General features: G+C 37.1%; 19 protein-coding genes. 11 read left to right on the forward strand and 8 right to left on the reverse strand.

The genetic code is table 11. The annotated features are described in order from the left end of the window. Positions 1–7: 7 nt before the first annotated feature. The 5 genes from arsC (at position 8) to ACK3CR_RS10025 (ending at position 4082) form a co-directional block, all read left to right on the forward strand. Positions 8–427 (forward strand): arsenate reductase (thioredoxin), encoded by a 420-nt coding sequence (gene arsC, locus ACK3CR_RS10005; RefSeq protein ID WP_488975317.1) that lies wholly within the window; start codon positions 8–10, stop codon positions 425–427. A gap of 131 nt (positions 428–558) precedes the next feature. Further along, positions 559–1173 carry a PH domain-containing protein gene (locus ACK3CR_RS10010; protein ID WP_061804660.1) on the forward strand — a complete coding sequence of 205 codons (615 nt, stop codon included), beginning with the start codon at positions 559–561 and terminating at the stop codon, positions 1171–1173. A 116-nt stretch (positions 1174–1289) separates the two neighbouring features. Then, positions 1290–2342: a LytTR family transcriptional regulator DNA-binding domain-containing protein gene (locus ACK3CR_RS10015; RefSeq protein ID WP_243516630.1), complete on the forward strand. Its 1053-nt coding sequence runs from the start codon at positions 1290–1292 to the stop codon at positions 2340–2342. Between the two features lie 190 nt (positions 2343–2532). Then, on the forward strand, positions 2533–3378 hold the full coding sequence (locus tag ACK3CR_RS10020; protein WP_410914032.1) for an ABC transporter ATP-binding protein: 846 nt from the start codon (positions 2533–2535) through the stop codon (positions 3376–3378). Then, positions 3378–4082: an ABC transporter permease gene (locus ACK3CR_RS10025; protein ID WP_243516641.1), complete on the forward strand. Its 705-nt coding sequence runs from the start codon at positions 3378–3380 to the stop codon at positions 4080–4082. Before ACK3CR_RS10020 ends, ACK3CR_RS10025 begins: the two co-directional genes overlap by 1 nt. Positions 4083–4124: 42 nt before the next feature. Here the strand turns inward: ACK3CR_RS10025 and ACK3CR_RS10030 are convergent, their stop codons facing one another. The 3 genes from ACK3CR_RS10030 to ACK3CR_RS10040 form a co-directional block, all read right to left on the reverse strand. After that, positions 4125–5057 carry an aldo/keto reductase gene (locus ACK3CR_RS10030; protein WP_488975318.1) on the reverse strand — a complete coding sequence of 311 codons (933 nt, stop codon included), beginning with the start codon at positions 5055–5057 and terminating at the stop codon, positions 4125–4127. Between the two features lie 36 nt (positions 5058–5093). Next, a complete protein-coding gene (locus ACK3CR_RS10035; protein WP_488975319.1) occupies positions 5094–5888 on the reverse strand; it encodes an SDR family oxidoreductase in 795 nt (264 codons plus the stop codon). Between the two features lie 85 nt (positions 5889–5973). Next, complete coding sequence (locus tag ACK3CR_RS10040; RefSeq protein ID WP_488975320.1) at positions 5974–7482, reverse strand: UDP-N-acetylmuramoyl-L-alanyl-D-glutamate--2,6-diaminopimelate ligase; 1509 nt, start codon at positions 7480–7482, stop codon at positions 5974–5976. A 177-nt stretch (positions 7483–7659) separates the two neighbouring features. Here ACK3CR_RS10040 and desA point away from each other — a divergent pair, with 177 nt between their 5' ends. The 3 genes from desA (at position 7660) to ACK3CR_RS10055 (ending at position 10536) form a co-directional block, all read left to right on the forward strand. Beyond that, on the forward strand, positions 7660–8697 hold the full coding sequence (desA, locus tag ACK3CR_RS10045) for a Delta(5) desaturase DesA (protein ID WP_328122148.1): 1038 nt from the start codon (positions 7660–7662) through the stop codon (positions 8695–8697). 94 nt (positions 8698–8791) lie between these two features. Further along, the gene (locus tag ACK3CR_RS10050; protein WP_243516651.1) at positions 8792–9940 is read left to right on the forward strand and encodes a sensor histidine kinase; all 1149 of its coding nucleotides are present in this window, start codon (positions 8792–8794) and stop codon (positions 9938–9940) included. Further along, entirely contained in the window at positions 9937–10536 is a 600-nt protein-coding gene (locus ACK3CR_RS10055) for a response regulator transcription factor (RefSeq protein WP_243516652.1), read from the forward strand. The genes ACK3CR_RS10050 and ACK3CR_RS10055 overlap by 4 nt, the downstream gene beginning before the upstream one ends. 34 nt (positions 10537–10570) lie before the next feature. Here the strand turns inward: ACK3CR_RS10055 and ACK3CR_RS10060 are convergent, their stop codons facing one another. From ACK3CR_RS10060 to ACK3CR_RS10075, 4 genes are all read right to left on the reverse strand, one after another. After that, entirely contained in the window at positions 10571–11044 is a 474-nt protein-coding gene (locus ACK3CR_RS10060; RefSeq protein WP_243516654.1) for a hypothetical protein, read from the reverse strand. A 73-nt stretch (positions 11045–11117) separates the two neighbouring features. Further along, on the reverse strand, positions 11118–11852 hold the full coding sequence (locus ACK3CR_RS10065; RefSeq protein WP_488975321.1) for an ABC transporter permease: 735 nt from the start codon (positions 11850–11852) through the stop codon (positions 11118–11120). Next, positions 11852–12559 (reverse strand): ABC transporter permease, encoded by a 708-nt coding sequence (locus tag ACK3CR_RS10070; RefSeq protein WP_243516657.1) that lies wholly within the window; start codon positions 12557–12559, stop codon positions 11852–11854. The genes ACK3CR_RS10065 and ACK3CR_RS10070 overlap by 1 nt, the downstream gene beginning before the upstream one ends. After that, complete coding sequence (locus ACK3CR_RS10075) at positions 12525–13463, reverse strand: ABC transporter ATP-binding protein (RefSeq protein WP_243516659.1); 939 nt, start codon at positions 13461–13463, stop codon at positions 12525–12527. The genes ACK3CR_RS10070 and ACK3CR_RS10075 overlap by 35 nt, the downstream gene beginning before the upstream one ends. A 149-nt stretch (positions 13464–13612) precedes the next feature. Here ACK3CR_RS10075 and ACK3CR_RS10080 point away from each other — a divergent pair, with 149 nt between their 5' ends. Together ACK3CR_RS10080 and ACK3CR_RS10085 are read left to right on the forward strand one after the other, a co-directional pair. Then, positions 13613–14284, forward strand: a complete 672-nt coding sequence (locus tag ACK3CR_RS10080; protein WP_243516661.1) for a response regulator transcription factor — start codon at positions 13613–13615, stop codon at positions 14282–14284. Beyond that, positions 14281–15639: a HAMP domain-containing sensor histidine kinase gene (locus ACK3CR_RS10085; protein WP_488975322.1), complete on the forward strand. Its 1359-nt coding sequence runs from the start codon at positions 14281–14283 to the stop codon at positions 15637–15639. Before ACK3CR_RS10080 ends, ACK3CR_RS10085 begins: the two co-directional genes overlap by 4 nt. A gap of 46 nt (positions 15640–15685) precedes the next feature. Here the strand turns inward: ACK3CR_RS10085 and ACK3CR_RS10090 are convergent, their stop codons facing one another. Next, positions 15686–16885, reverse strand: coding sequence for an MFS transporter (locus ACK3CR_RS10090; RefSeq protein ID WP_488975323.1), 1200 nt, complete (start codon positions 16883–16885; stop codon positions 15686–15688). A gap of 200 nt (positions 16886–17085) precedes the next feature. Between ACK3CR_RS10090 and ACK3CR_RS10095 the strand changes: the two genes are divergently transcribed. Then, on the forward strand, positions 17086–17418 hold the full coding sequence (locus ACK3CR_RS10095) for a DUF485 domain-containing protein (protein ID WP_019394980.1): 333 nt from the start codon (positions 17086–17088) through the stop codon (positions 17416–17418). Positions 17419–17426: the final 8 nt, after the last annotated feature.

Here is a 17426-nt window from a genome sequence, read left to right on the forward strand (position 1 = left end):
ACAAAACATGTCGAAAAAAACAATCTATTTTTTATGTACAGGAAATTCTTGCCGAAGCCAAATGGCTGAAGGATGGGGAAAGAAGTATTTGGGAGAAAGTTGGAATATTTATAGTGCGGGAATCGAAGCACATGGTCTGAACCAGAATGCTGTGAAAGCGATGAAAGAAGTTGATGTAGATATTTCAAACCAAACATCTGACATTATCGATAAAAGTATCTTAAATAGTGCGGATCTAGTTGTAACGCTTTGCGGAGATGCAGCTGATAAATGCCCAATGACTCCACCACATGTAAAGCGTGAACATTGGGGGTTTGATGATCCAGCGAAAGCAGAAGGAACAGATGAAGAGAAATGGGCTTTCTTTCAACGTGTTCGTGATGAAATTGAAGAGAGAATCGAGAAGTTCTCCAAAGAAGGAAAATAGCGAAAAAGCCGCAAACTTGATTTGCGGCTTTTTTAATACAAAACTTATCAGAAATAAGTTTTCATTGAAGGGAAGACTTGTTAAAATTAGGGAGGGAATAACAATCTCTTCACGAGAAAGGATGCGAAAATATGTTTAAAAAGATGGCTTCAGATGCATTAGGATTATCAGATGTTGGGAAGATTATCAGTCCTGTTGACTATGATAAAACAGATGCAGACGACTATGTAATGCATGAAGATGATGAGAAAATCTATTTTTTAATTAAAACAAAAGCTGATGAATATTGCTTCACAAATTTAGCAATCATCCATGTTGATGGAGCAAATGCTGTTTCGTCAAAGAGAACATTGAAGCGCTATCCATATACCCAACATAAAATTGGCAATGTGGTGTTAGAAACCGCAGGTAAAATTGATATGGACGTTGAAATTAAATTCACGCTTGGAAATGAAAGATTTGATATTGATGTCCAAAAGAGTCAGATTGATCAATTAAAAGATTTATATAAAGCACTTCTTCGCATTTCTGAGATTACGTATGAGAATGATCTTTATATAAACATGGCTTCGCAAAGTTTAGATAAAGCAGTTCAAGTACTGCAAAATTCGAGAACAGATGATAATGACCTTTCTAAAACATACCATGATTTAACAGACTTTGGATTCAAATGGTTAACATCCGCTCGCGAACAATATCATTTAAAAGATTATGGCGAGATTTATGAGAAATATATTAATAACTAATTTCTTTCGTCGAAAAGAGGAATAGATCATAACAAGGTTCACTTTATTTTAAAGTGGACCTTGTTATGTAAAGAAAACACATTTCTAAACAGAAGAGAAGAAGGTGTATATGAAATATGGCTATCTTAAGTATGAAAAATGTTGAAGAACGAAAGGGAAATGCCATTACGATTCCAAAAATGAATCTGCATATTGATAAAGGGGAAATTGTTGCTATTCAATGCAATAGTGAAGTGGGAAAGAACCTATTAGGCATGCTTAGTGGAGAAATAGCAGTATTGAACGGAGAAATAACCCTTTTAGATGAAAAATACCCTTGCCCATTTCATAAGGTAGCTAACAAGATTGGAATCTTTTCATTAAATGAAGGAATGTACGAACGCTTAACAGTCAAAGAATACTTGCAGTTATTTAAAAGACTGTATGATGTGGCAATAGACGTTGAAGAATATATACATAAAGCAGGCTTAACAGAGCTTAGGCAAAGTAAGATTGGTAAACTTTCTTATTCAGAGAAAAAAAGACTTCAGCTTGCTAAAACAATTTTACATCATCCGCAGCTCATCTTAATGGAGGAACCTGACCAAAATTTAGATATTGAGAGCAAGTTTATTATCCAACAGGTGATTAAAGAGCTTGCAGCACAAGGTACCTCTTTTCTTATTACAACAAGCAATTTTGAAAGTGCTGTGCTTCTTACAAATCATGTATACAAGCTAAATGAAGATGGAATGAAGAAAATTAAAGTTGTGGAGGAAATAGAAGAAATAAGTGCAGCTTCTGATTCTGAAGTAAAGGAAGAAGAGAAAATAGTAGAAGAGCTCCACCCGATTAACTTTGAGAAGATTCCAGCAAAAGTGGATGATAAAATTATTCTTTTTGATCCTACGGAAATTTCTTATGTTGAAAGCAATGAAGGGACAACATATCTTCATGTGAAAGAAGAAGTGTTTCCTTGTACATATACTTTAAATGAACTGTTCAATCGTCTTCAACCATTTGGTTTTTTTAGATGTCATCGTTCGTATATTGTCAATTTACAAAAAGTACGAGAAGTTATTACATGGACAAGAAATAGCTATAGCCTTGTATTAGAAGATACCAAAAAAAGCTCGATTCCTCTTTCAAAAGGAAATTTAACAGAGCTAAAACAAATTCTCAGAATCTAATTTTCACTCCTCAACATGTAACTTTTACCTTGAAAAGGTGTTGATTCATCTTCAAAATGACTCCTTTTAAGATGTTCTATACTCTTTTCACCCTTATTTTAATGCGGGTAAGATAATATCTCTCTAAACTTAAAGTAACAAATGCAACAAACCACATTTTAAGTCGGTTTGGTGAAAGGGAGCGAAATGGGTGGAAAACGTAATCGAAGTGAAAAACCTAGTAAAGTCTTTTGGAAATAAGACAGCTTTAAAAGACGTATCATTTAGTGTGAAAAAAGGAGAAACAATCGGATTTTTAGGGCCAAGTGGATCGGGGAAAACAACGACAATTAAAATCCTTACAGCACAGCTTCAACCAACAGGTGGAGATGTAAAAGTGTTTGGTGCATCTCTTAAAAAATTAAAAGATCCTCAGTATATGAGAAAAATTGGTGTGTTAACAGATAACAGTGGTTTATATGATCGTCTCACTGTCTATGATAACCTAGCTCTTTATTGTGACTTATATGAAATAGATAAACGTCGTATTCATGAAGTTCTTGTTGATGTTAATTTAGTGGAAGAAAAGAAAACGCGTATTCAAAAACTGTCAAAAGGGATGAAACAGCGCGTTACATTGGCGAGGGCTATTTTGCACAAGCCCCAATTATTGTTTCTCGACGAACCAACGTCAGCTCTAGACCCTGTAAATACTAAGCATATTCATAAAGGATTGAAAAGATTAAATGCAGAAGGAACGACAATTTTTTTAACGACTCACGATATGCTTGAAGCGGAAGAGCTTTGTGACAGAGTTGCTTTTCTTCATAATGGAGAAGTTAGACTTTTTGATGCTCCTGAAAAACTGCGCAGTCAACATAGTGACTCAACCGTTTCTCTGCTTTTAAAAGGACAGAGAAAGGTTGTTGTGGAAACAAATGAAGAAGGAGCAAAAGAAATTTATAACTATATGAAACAAGGCGAGCTATTAACAATTCATTCAAATGAACCAACACTAGGAGACCTATTTGTGAAACTAACGGGGAGGGAACTGTAATGATTTTATCGTATAAACGCATTCAAGCTATTTTTATGAAAGATTGGAAAGACTTAATGCGAAACAGCTATGTTCTTGTTACATTGGCTCTTCCACTTGTTTTTGCTGTCATGTATGACAGAATGGGAGCTGGGGAAGTTGGGGCTTTGTTTGCCATCAACTTTGCTTTTGTTATTGCTGGAGCCTTTATTCAGTCGGCAATGGTTGCGGAAGAAAAAGAGAAAAATACGTTAAGAGGACTACTGCTTTCTCCTGCGAGTATAATTGAGGTATTTATCGGAAAAAGTCTTTTGTCAGCATTTGCTACCATATTAATTATTGTCGGTTGTATTCTTTTATCAAACTATGAGATTCCTTCTCTAGGCCTTTTTATTCTTCTTTCTCTTATTAACATTGTTACGTTTATTGGAATAGGGACAATGCTTGGTTTGGTGTCAAAAACCGTTATGGAAACTTCTATCATTGGTATGCCTATATTAATTGTTTTTGGAATGGCCTCAACAATAAAGGCAATGATAGAAAATGAAACGATCTTAAACATTATAGAATACTTGCCAAGTGAGCAATTTTCAGCGGCGTTGATTGAACTTAGCAAAGGGGCCGAACTAGGTGATATTATCAAAAATATAGCTGTATTAGGAGTATGGGCTATTGTTGCCGTTGTGGCGACTATTATCACATACAAAAAACGCCGCTTTGACTAAAAAAACCTGCTTAGAGCTTGTCCTCTAAGCAGGTTTTGTTTATTAGCTGAAAATCTCATCAATTGCTTTAATTTCTTGTGGAGATAGTTCAACATCTAATGTTTGTAGGTTTGATTCAATTTGTGCTGGCTTTTTCGCACCAGGAATAACTAAGTCAATCGCATCGCGTGTTAAGTACCATGCAAGCACAACATTTGCCATGTCCTGCGGCTTTTTATCGACGATTTCACGAAGTTTTTCTACTTTTGCAAGGCTTTCTTGGAACTTCTCTCCTTGGAATAAAGGCATATCTGCACGTAAGTCATTAAACTTTGTGTTTTTGTCATACTTACCAGCTAAAAGTCCTGCTGCAAGCGGGAAGTATGGAACGAAAGAAATGCCGTTCTCTGCTGCATATGGAAGCAGTTCTTTTTCTGCATCGCGTTGGAAAAGGTTGTATTCACCTTGGTAAACATCAACATAGCCATCTTTGTTTGCTTCTTTTAACTGTTCTAGAGAGAAGTTTGAAACACCAATAGAGCGGATTTTACCTTGGTCTTTTAGTTCTTTTAGTGCGCCAACAGCTTCATCTTTTGGCGTATCTTCGTCTGGAAAATGAATATAAAATAAGTCAATGTAGTCTGTTTGCAAGCGTTGTAAGCTATCTTCTACACATTGTTTTAAAAAGCTTGGTGAATTATCTAAAACAGTGTCATCACCAACAAGTTTATGAGCGCCTTTTGTTGCGATGATAACGTCACTACGATTTCCTCTTTCTTGTAATACTTCGCCAATCAATTCTTCTGAACGTTTTGGACCGTAAATGAAAGCTGTATCTAGCAGTGTAATTCCTTTGTCTAATGCTGTACGAACAAGGTCTTTGCCAACTTCTTCATCAAGATTTGGATAAAGGTTATGTCCTCCAACAGCATTAGCACCAAATCCAATTGGGTTTGCATATAAATCTGTTTTTCCAATTTGTACTTTTTTAGTCATTATATTCATCTCCTTTTCAATTTTATTATAACGCTTTTAGAGCTTTTCGTTTAGCATTTTGCCTGGCCAAGTGTATGCCATATGACCGCCGTCTACTGTAACATATTCACCTGTCACATATGAGCTATCATCAGAAGCTAGGAAAAGAACAACGCCTGCAACTTCTTCAGGGGTGCCGAGTCTTCCCATTGGATCCACCCATTTATATGCTTCGCGAAATTTCTTTCCTGCTTTTGATCCCATTAAATCATCAAGAAGAGGGGTTTCAATTGTTCCTGGTGCAATGGCGTTAACGCGAATTCCATCTCTTGCATAGTCAATGGCCATCGCTCTTGTTAAATTCATAATACCGCCTTTCGCTGCATTATAACCTGAGCGATCAAGGTCTGCTGCAAGGCCTGAGACAGAGGAGTTATTAATAATTGAACCGCCTTCTTCAAGCATAAGTGGAATAAGATATTTACTAACAAGGAACGTACCTCGTAAGTCAACAGACATTAATTTATCCCACAATTCAACAGGATACTCATGAAGTCTTCCACCTTCTGTATCTGTTCCAGCATTATTGAATAAAATATCGATTGTTCCAAACTTTTCTTTTATCTCATCAGCAAACTTCATTACTTCATCTTGATTTGAAATATCTAGATGGTAAGCATATGCTTGTCTGCCTTGCTCATTAATGTGATCTGTAACATCTTTTACCGCATCTTTTTTAATATCAGCACAAATAACGACTGCTCCTTCTTTGGAGAATCGTTCTGCTGTTGCCTTTCCAATACCAGAGCTTGCTCCAGTAATAAGGGCTGTTTTAGATTGTAATCGACTCATAAACCAAAAACCTCCCTGAACGTTTCATTTCCTTCTATCAACAGGTGTACCCGGATGATTAGTTTATAAAACGTCAAAGGAGTTTTTATAGAAATGACTGTTGATCATCTTCATGAAAAGATTGGGGTGTTTCTTCACAACGAGTATTTTTCTTTATTACGTATTGAACAGTTTCAATATCTGAAGAACACGGAAGCGCATAGGTGTTTTTGTATTGTTCATTTCCTTTGCCTGTTACAAACACCCAGTCACCTTTAGTGCTTTTTTCAATAGCATCTTTAATGGCGATTGTACGATCTTTTGTTACGCTTCCTTTCCTATTGCCAGCCTCTTTTTGCAGTTTTGTTAGCTCAAGGAGCATATCTGTAGGAGAGACTGCTATTAAATCGTCAAGCGTTAGGGTATATTCGTCTGATAGTGAGCTTGATACTTGAACCATTTCTGCACGTTTTGATTGATCACGTCCATCTCGAAATCCAAAGACGTGACGAATAGTTTTTGCTCCACATGTTTTCGCTGCATTTAGACAATAAGAAAAAGAGTCTGCTGTATGGGCATAGTCTACAACAATTGTTGCTTCACGATAATCAAACATCTCGAAACGTCCTGGCACTCCTTTAAATGTTTTTAAGCTAGAGAGCAGTTTCTGATTATCCAAACCAAGTTCAACCCCTGTAATATAAGCTATTGCAGCATTGTAAATGTTATGTTCACCAGGCATATTAAGATGAATATACAATTCTTCATGGTGTTGATGAACAAGCAACGCTGAAGAGCATTGATTAGAAAGAACATGAAGAATCTTATAATCTGCATCATGAAGATGACTGAGAGAGAGAGAGTTTGCTTTTTTTTGCTGTAACGTTGAAAAAAGCCTTTCGCCCCATTTAGTATCGATATTTATAATGGCTTTTCCACTTTCTTTAAGCTGTTGAAAAAGGCGTGCTTTTGTTAAAAAGTATTCTTCAAGACTACCATGATAATCAAGATGATCATGACTTAAGTTCGTAAACAAGCAAGCATCAAATGCAAGTCCTTCTACGCGGGCTTGTGCTAGGGCGTGTGATGAAACTTCCATAATCACGACATCATCATTACTTTCAGAAAGAATACGGTTTAGTTCTAAACTATCCGGTGTTGTTGCTATTGAAGGGCGATTTTCTCCATTAATGATGTTCATAACAGAGCCAATCATTGTACAGCTTAACCCTTGTTCTTCAAAAAGGTGCTTTAATATAAATGTTGTTGTCGTCTTTCCATTTGTACCTGTTACACCAATCATCATATGTTTTTTAGAAGGGTTATGATAAAAATTTGAAGAAAGTTTAGCAAGTGATTCACGGCTATTTCTAACACGAAAATAAGGAACGGGAAGGGGGGACTTCATCTCTTTTTCCCCAACAATAGCCACTGCTCCTCTATTGATTGCATCCTCAATGTAATGATGACCATCAAACTGTCCGCCTGAGATGGCTACGAAAAGAGAGTCGTTTTGTACCTTCTTTGAATTAAAAGAAATAGAGCGAATCTCTAAATGAGGGATCTGAGGTTGATGTAAAAACTCTATGTCTTGTAAAACGTCCCTTATGTTCATGTTTGTGCCTCCTTGCTATCTAAGTAGTAACGTTATTTTGTGAAGAAAGGGCGTTCTGTATACAAGAAATATAGGGAATATGACATTTGTCATACTCCGTATATGACATGTGCTACTACAAGCTAATTTTTTTCTTCTCTATAATGAAAGACAACGATGAGGGAAGGAATTAAAAATATGAATAAACAAAAGCAATTAAGAAAAGATGTATCTCCTTATGAGAAAGCGGACACAAAGGCAAGTGTTAGACAATTAGTAAATACACTCGTTCCGTTTTTTGCTTTATGGTTTCTTGCTTATCAATCTTTAGGCATTTCTTATCTACTTACGCTTGCTTTCACTGTTATTGCGGCGGGGTTTCTTACACGAATTTTTATTATTTTTCATGACTGTTGTCACCATTCGTTCTTTAAAAATCGACGTTACAATAAAATCGTAGGAACTATAACTGGAATTATGACGCTTTTCCCTTATAATCAGTGGGCACATAGCCACGCTATTCACCATGCTACAAGCGGAAATTTAGATAAACGCGGCGTTGGGGATATGTGGGTGCTTACAGTGAATGAATATAAGGAAGCTTCTTTTTGGACAAAAGTAGCGTATCGTTTATATCGAAATCCACTTATCATGTTTGGACTTGGACCAACATACGTGTTCCTTTTAACAAACCGCTTCAATAAAAAAGGAGCAAAGAAGAAAGAAAGATGGAACACGTATATCACAAACGTTGCGATTGCCCTTATTGTGACACTTTGTTGTGTTACACTCGGATGGCAGAACTTCTTGCTAGTGCAAGGTCCAATCTTCTTGATTTCAGGAACAATTGGAGTTTGGCTCTTTTATGTGCAGCATCAGTTTGAAGATTCTTATTTTGAAGAAGATGAGCATTGGAACTATGTTCAAGCTGCTGTTGAAGGAAGCTCGTTCTATAAACTTCCAAAGCCTTTGCAGTGGTTAACAGGAAATATTGGCTTTCACCATGTTCATCACTTAAGTCCACGAGTGCCGAACTATAAATTAGAAGAAGTGCATAACAACACAGTTCCTCTTCAAAACGTCCCAACAATTACGTTAAAAACAAGTTTACAGTCCCTTAAGTTTCGACTGTGGGACGAGGAACAGAAAACATTTATTAGTTTTCATGAGCTGAAAAGACGTTCAGTAAAAGAGAAAAAAAGAAAGATTGTGGCTCAATCTAAAGTAGAGCTATAAGAAGGCTCGTTTAATACAGGTTTTCCACTGTGTTAAACGAGCCCCTTTTTTATGGGGTATAATAAAAGAATATTACGTTTAAAGAGGGGTATTAATGAAAAGACGATATAGAATATTCCAAAAGGTCACGGGTTTATCTCCGTATATTTGGAGTGTTTTTGCTATTTTACCTTTTTACTTTGTATTTCAATCTTCCTCTACTAATGAAGTGATAGCGGGGGTAGTGCTCAATATTTTGTTTTTTTTATTTTATCGTTTTGCTTTTGTTTCAAAAGGATGGCCTGTTTACTTGTGGACATTTTTACTTATTAGCATTTCGATTGCACTAACGAGTATTTTCACCTATATTTATTTTGCTTTTTACTTTGCCTTTTTCCTTGCTTATTTTATTGGTCATGTTCAAAATAGGCTAATCTTTTTTACTCTTTATGGTGTTCATCTCATCAGTACATTTATATCTGTTAATTACAACACAATCATGACCGAAGAAGTGTACTTAAGACAGCTTCCTTTTATCTTTATCATTACATTAAGCGTTGTGGTGCTTCCATTTAGCATTTATAACAGAAGACAGCGTGATCGCCTTGAAGAAAAACTTGAAGATGCTAACAAACGAATTGCAGAACTAAGCAAACAAGAAGAAAGGCAGCGGATTGCAAGAGATCTTCATGATACGCTTGGCCAAAAGCTTTCGCTTATTGGACTGAAAAGTGATTTAGCACGAAAATTAATTCAAAAAGACCCAGAGCAAGCTAAAACAGAAATAAAAGATGTTCAGCAGACGGCAAGAACAGCTCTTAATGAAGTCCGGAAGATGGTGTCCCAAATGAGAGGGATTAAGCTGAAAGAAGAGCTTGTTCGTGTTGAACAGATTTTAACGGCAGCAGACATTGATCTTGTTGTAGAGGAGCGCCTTGATGTGACTACGATTTCCCCGCTTCTTGAAAATATCTTAAGTATGTGTTTGAAAGAAGCGGTAACGAACGTTGTAAAACATAGCGGTGCATCGCTTTGTATTATTGAGACATGGAAAACTATTGATGAGAGCGGCATTACAATAAGAGATAATGGAAAAGGCTTTGATACACATAAAAGGGATGTAAAAGGACACGGGCTTATTGGGATGGAAGAGCGGTTAGAGTTTGTGAATGGTCAGCTTGAAATGGATGTGGAGAGTGGAGCAACCATTAGAATTAAAGTGCCGAATATTGTAAAACAAGAAGAGAAGGGACGAGTGAAATGATTCGTATAGTCATTGCCGAAGATCAACGTATGCTTTTAGGAGCATTAGGTTCACTTCTTAGTTTAGAAGATGATATGGAAATAGTCGGGAAAGCCTCAAACGGAGAAGAAGCCGTTTCCTTAGCCTACGAGCAGCAGCCAGATGTTTGTATTATGGATATTGAAATGCCTATAAAAACAGGTCTTGAAGCAGCTGAAGAATTAAAAGAGTCAAACTGTAAAGTGATTATTTTAACTACCTTTGCACGTTCTGGCTATTTTCAACGGGCATTAAAAGCAGGGGTAAGCGGCTATTTATTAAAAGATAGTCCAAGTGAAGAGCTCGCAAGCTCTATTCGAAGTATTATGAGTGGGCGACGCATTTATGCTCCAGAGCTTATTGATGATGCATATGCAGAAGAAAATCCGCTTACAGAACGTGAAAAAGAAGTGTTAAGTCTTATTGCAGATGGAAAGAACACAAGAGAAATCGCAGACGCTCTTTCTATTAAAAATGGAACGGTTCGAAACTATATTTCAACAATCCTAGACAAACTTGAAGTAAAAAATAGAATTGAAGCCATTACACGTTTTAAAGAAAAAGGCTGGTTTAAATAAAAAAAGCGAGATGAGTGCTCATCTCGCTTTTTTGTTATGCTTTTGGTTTAAATCCTTCTTCATCTAAATATTCCAATGCTTCATCATATGTTAGAAATGAACCGTCAAGGTTTAATCCTGCGTATGTGTTCCACATATCGTGCTCATACATAAGAATAAGAGAATGACCGTCATCATCAATCCAATGTTCTACTTCTTCATCTCCAGCAATAGCTTGTTCCTCATGTGATGGTGGAGCGAGAGATGCAATGGCTTTCTCAACGATTGTACGAAGCTCTTCTTCTGTAAAATCGCGAATATTGACCATACCTCTTTCATCAATCTCGTATTCATCAAGATATTCACCGTAAACAAATCCATTTCCATTCGGGTGAAGATGATATACAACGTTCTTTTTATCTGTCACACTTTCTTCATAGTGGAAATTAACGCGCTTAAGCGAGACATTTTTACGCTGAAGCTGCGGAAAAGATTCAATAATAGCTAGTTTTTGTTCAAAAGTTAGCATGTGGCCTCCAAGAAAAGAAATTTTTCGTTCGGTTCATTATATCACTAAGAACAGCAGAGACCAACAAGCGTTGTTAGTAGGCTTTACGTTTGAAAGAGAAGAAGCCGCAAATAAAGAAGACGAGAAAGCTTCCGCCGATAACGAAAATGAGCGTTTCAGTTGAAATAGAAAGTGAATATATATTATTAGCATCTTTTGAAATCATCGCAAGAGCTGGCTGAACCCATGGATAAAAAGGACCGTACGTTTCTGAATTTACAATAAGTATATTTGGTACTGTAAAAATCACGTTTAAAGCAAGCGATGCACCAAAGCTTGCCCAAAGAGAAGAAGCCCAAATTTGTAACGTTGCAAGCGGGATAGAAGCAATAAACCCACTTAAAACACCTTTAAGCATATAGTCCTCGGGTACAACAGATCCTTCATTAATGGCTGAAGCAAGCAATAAGCTTCCTAGAAAAAGTAGCTGAATGAGAGCACAAATCATAACAGTGAAAAGGAGTTTGGTAAGAAAAACATTCCCTTTTCGGACGGGCTGGACAAGTAACTGTTTCCATCCGCCATTAAGATGTTCAGGACGGCAAAGAGAAGCCGCAAATATCCCAATAAGAAGAGGGAAAAGTAGAATGGTGTGTAAGACAGCTCCACTTTGATATAGATGCATAAGTATGACTTTACCACCCTCTGCTTTTAGCTCATCAGGAAATGCCAAACCATCAGTAAGAATGATAAGAGGACTAATAAGCAATAATAGCCAAATTTTTGTCCGTTTTAACTTCAATAATTCTGCTCTCATAAGAGGTATCATTAATTATTCACATCCTTTTTTGTGAAATGAATGGTGCTAATCCATAACAAAATTAGACCAACAACAATGCCAAGGCAAACGTTAATAATGGGTTTATCCCACTGATTACTTAAAGAAGGCCAGCTCCAAATGGTCCATCGCGGTAAAGCTCCTCCAAAAATAGAGCCAACAATTCCAATAGCAAGTGGAAGAGCTTGGTTATTTAGCACAACTGAAAGCCATAATTGTAGTGCTACAACCGGAAGTGAGGCTAAGAAAGGGTAAAAGCATGTTTTTAATAACAAGGCAATCGGAATATCAGTTCCAAACCCTAAGCTAATTCCAAGAATAACAATGCCCATTGTGAGTAGAACGCACGATGTTGTTAATAAAATAAAAGCCAGAGAGAACTTCCCCATAAAAATTTTTGTTTTTGAAAGAGGAAGTGACAATAAATGCTTCCACGATGTTGATTGATGTTCGAGAGATGAAATTAGTGAAGCAACAAGCGTAGCGCCAAGCATTAAAGCAAACACAGAGAGCATATTGGCTTCACCGATTAACCCTTTCCATAAATCATCTTTATAGACATCTGTTAAATAGTCATATCTCAGCCCAAAGTTTAAAGCTTCAAGAGCGATTACCCCAAAAGGTCCAAGAAAAACTAACCCCCATATCCACTTTCGCTTAATTTTAAGAAATTCGGCTTTTAAAAGTGCTTTGTACATTTGTGCCTTCCTCCTTTATAAGGTCAAGGAAAATATCTTCTAGCGATTTTTTATTTTCTTCCACCCGATAAATGCTAATGCCGTGACGAACAAGGAGACTAATAACTTGCGCAATGGCTTCATCCTCCGCTTCTACCATGATTTTTTCTTCCTCTCGATAAGCTTGAATTCCATATGAAACAATATGTTTAAACGTTTCTTCAGGAGAACTTGTTGTAAAAGAAACAGAGGTGGAAGAGAATCGTCGCAGTTCTTCAATCCGGTCTTGGAAGATGAGTCGTCCTTTTGAAATGATTCCAACATATGTAGCCATTTGGTCAATCTCACTTAAAAGGTGACTTGAAACAATAATCGTAATACCGCGTTCTTTTGCAAGAGATTTAATGAGTGTACGAATCTCTAAAATGCCTTGTGGGTCAAGTCCGTTTGTTGGTTCATCTAAAATAAGTAATTTAGGATCTCCAAGAAGTGCAATCGCAATCCCTAGTCGCTGTTTCATTCCTAATGAATATTCTTTAACTTTCTTTTTGGCTGCTTTTTCAAGTCCTACAATCTCTAATACTTCTTTAATTTTAGATTTTGGTGCTTTACGGAGAACACGGTAAACTTCTAAATTCTCAATAGCATTTAAGTGTCCGTAATAAGATGGATTTTCAACAAGTGCACCAATTTCTTTTAATGCTTCAATGCGATTTTTGCGCAAATCTTTGCCAAAAACTGAAATAGAACCATGAGAAGGTTTGATTAAACCTAGGAGCATTCGGATTGTTGTTGTTTTTCCAGCTCCATTAGGTCCTAAAAATCCATAAACTGCTCCACGTGGAATTTGTAAATTAATGCGATTTACAACCGCGTCACTTTTATATTTTTTCGTTAAATCATTTGCCGTTAAAATATTTTCCATTTTCATCACCTCATAAATCAGTGTAGACAGCAAAGGTTAATAACAGAGAAGGGGAAGGTTAAGTTTTGGTTAAATGTAGAAAAATAGTTTTCAACTTCCTTTTTTAGTTCTATCATAAGATTAGAAACTATTAGGTTAAGGGTGGTTTTATGAAAAACATCGTTTATATAGAAGATGATGAAACAATTGGGAGTTGGCTAAAGGAAGAGCTTGAAGACAACGGGTATCATGTGTCATGGTATCTTTCAGACGAGGGCAGTGAAGAGGGAATGAAAAATGCTGATTTAGTCATTCTAGACGTGATGCTTCCAGGACTTGATGGGTTTACGCTCGGTCAGCGCTTTAAAACCAACTATAATGATGTTCCGATCATTATGCTGACCGCAAGAACGGCTCTGGATGACAAAGTGCAAGGGCTAACATTTGCAGATGATTATTTAACAAAACCCTTTCATCCAAAAGAGCTAATGGCTCGTATGGAAGTGTTGCTCAGGCGCTATAATCGTCAGGAAGAAGACTATAGAACGGTTGGACATTTGGACGTGTATACAAAACAACAACGTATTATTCGCCGGAGTGATGACGAAGAGATTATCTTAACAGGAAAGCAACATCAGCTTTTTTTCTTTTTCACACGACATTTTAATCAGACACTAACAAAAGAACAAATATTTGAAAGCATATGGAAAGACCCATATATTGAAGGAGATAAAACGCTCACCGTTCATATTCGCCATCTCCGTGAGAAAATAGAGGAAGATCCAAGCAAGCCAAAAATAATTGAAACAATTCGCGGCATCGGATATCGGATGAAAGCATGAGAAGGCTTAATTCGTTAACAACACGGTATATTTTTATCATTCTAATGGCAATTGTTATGCTGCCGGTAGCAATGCTAGCTAGCGGAGTTCTTTATATTAGCCCATGGTATAAAAAGCAGGATGAGCCTTATTATCCAAGCTATGAAGTTGTTGATACGTGGCATAAGGAATCTAAAAAAATGACGCCTAATGACATTCAAAGTGTAAAAAAAGCTTTTAGCAAAGTAGAAAAGAGCTATAAATCTACAGCAATGGTTTATGTTAATGGAAATGGAGAAACAGTGTTAAAGGAAGGAGAGCCTGTAAACCTTCCGACAGAGTGGAATACGATGACAGCCATGGATTTTATGAAAAGCAGTATTGATAGCGATCCTTTTACGGTTGTTTCCTATGTAGGTGGGAAGAAAGAAGCAGGGTTTGTTATTTTGCAAATGCCACGTTCTTATATTACGGCTATAAATCGAGATGAGAACCCACTATATGATTTCCTTACTTTTCTTCTCTCTATTATCATTATTGTTTTATTCCTACTGATTTCATGGTTTTTCTTCCGAAGCATTCGAAAAAGACTGCTACGCCTTCAAGATGCAATGGAAATGCCAAATGCTCGAAATGTTCCTCCTAAAATACGAATATCAAGAAAAGATGAAATCGGAGCTCTTGAGCAATCGTTTAATAATATGCTTATGGCGTTAGAAGAAAGTCAGCAAAATGAGCGTGAAGAGGAAAGTGCACGTCGTAAGCTTATTGCTGACCTTTCTCACGATTTGCGAACACCGCTCACCGCCCTAAAAGCGCAAATTTACTCTTTAAAGAAGGAAGTACTTTCTCAGAAAGGTGAAGAAACAATTGCTCTTGCTGATGAAAAAATTCATTATTTAGGAGAGCTCATCGAAAACCTCCTTTCTTATTCATTACTCACATCAAACAAATATCCATATAAGCCTGAGAAAACAGATATAGTGAGGCTTGTGCGTACAACAGTTGCCTGCTGGTATGACCGCTTGGAAGAGGAAGGCTTTGAAGTGGATATAGAGATTCAAGGAGATGACATTAAAAGCAATATTGATGTGAACTGGTTCCAGCGGATGATCGATAATGTCATTCAAAATGTGATTCGTCATGCAAAAGATGGTCAGTTTATTGGGATTTATATGGAAGGAAAAGGTGAAGAGTATAAAATATCAGTTGTAGATCATGGGCCAGGGTTTACGAATACAAGTGGAAACAAACATGGTCGAGGGATTGGAATGTCGATTATTGCTCTTATGGCTGAAGCGATGAATATTAAGTGGAAAGTAGACTCAAATGAAAGTGGCACAACATTCGAGTTTCATTATAAGAAGTCTAACTGATTTTAGAGCAAAAGCTCATCTTCCTTAGAAGATGAGCTTTTGCTTGTTAAGCAAGTTCACGTTGTTTGGTTTCCGTTCCAAAAAAGGCAATAGCAACAACCCCAACGATAATAGACAGACAGAAGACAGTGAAAATCGTGGCAACAGAAGATCCGCCGCTCATTAAATAGCCAACAGCAAGTGGACCTAAAATCCCACCAACTCTACCGAATGAAGCGGCCATTCCTGCTCCTGTTCCACGAACTTCAGTCGGATATTGCTCAGGCGTATAAGCATAAAGAGCTCCCCATGCTCCGAGATTAAAAAACGAAAGAAACATACCTGATGCGAGTAAAAGCGGTAATGTTTCGGCTGTACCGAATAAAAGAGCACTCGCGGCAGTTCCGAGTAGAAATGTTACAAGTACAAACTTGCGTCCAGCTCGTTCAATGAGCCATGCAGCTGTAAAGTAACCTGGAAGCTGGGCAAGGGTCATAATAAGCACATATTCAAAGCTTTTAATAAGGCTAAAACCTTTCAAAACCATAACGCTTGGCAGCCATAAAAACATACCATAGTAAGAGAACACAACTGTAAACCAAAGCACCCAAAGGACAATCGTTTGTTTGCGAACCTCTTTCGACCATACCTTTGCAATGTTTTGAGAAAATGAAGGTTTCTTCTCAAGTGCCAAATAGCGTGGTGAATCTGGTAACCCAATGCGTAGATACAACGCATAAAAAGCAGGAAGAGCTGTAATTAACAGTGCAATTTGCCAGCCATACTTTGGAATAATAAAGTAGGAGATAAGAGCAGCAAGCAACCAGCCGAAAGCCCAGAAGCTTTCAAGTAACACAACTGTTTTCCCTCTTTTTTCTGGAGCAACGGTTTCAGAAACAAGTGTAGAAGCAACAGGAAGTTCCCCGCCAAGCCCCATACCGATAAAAAAGCGTAATAATAAAAACACAAACAATGTTGGAGCAAGCGCTGATAAGCCACTTCCAATTGAAAAAAGTAAGAGCGTTATAATAAAGACAGGTTTTCGACCAATTCGATCAGCTAAAAGTCCAAAAATCAGGGCCCCAACAGCCATACCAATTGAATTAACGCTTCCAATCCAGCTCATCTCTTCAGGTGTAAGTTTCCATTCAATTTGTAAAGCAGCAATAATAAAGGAAAGAATTCCGACGTCTAGGGCATCGAACATCCACCCAAGCCCAGCAACTCCAAGCAGTTTTCGCTCAGATAGGGATTTTTGTGCCTTCATATTCTTTTCATCTCCTGTATAGATTAATGTAGATACATATGCTGATTAATAGTTTACATGTGTCTTTACACTTTGTCACTAGATAGTTCAAAAATAACAAAAAACAGAATTTACTAATTATTTAGAAAAATATATAATAGATGTATCTCTGTGGAAGGAGGGAAATTTGGAGGAGGAATGAACAATAAGGGGGAGTTGTTGTGGAAGGGAAAAAAGTGAAGTTAGAGAGGGAAGAACAAGAATTAGATTACACGGAGCTTGTCCAATCTCCAACATTTCAACGGCTTATGCGTGAAAAACGTCGTTTTATTTTACCTTTTTCACTATTCTTTTTAGCTTTTTATTTCACACTACCTGTTTTAACTGCCTATTTTACATTCTTAAATGAGACGGCTTTTTGGTCTTTAACATGGGCATGGGTTTTTGCATTTGCACAATTCGTCATGACTTGGGCCCTCTGTATGATTTACACAAAGCGAGCTCAAAAGTTTGATGTGCTTGTAGAAGACCTAAAAAAAGAAGCTGGCCGTTAAAGGGGGAA

Source organism: Priestia sp. TRM10 (assembly GCF_057808375.1).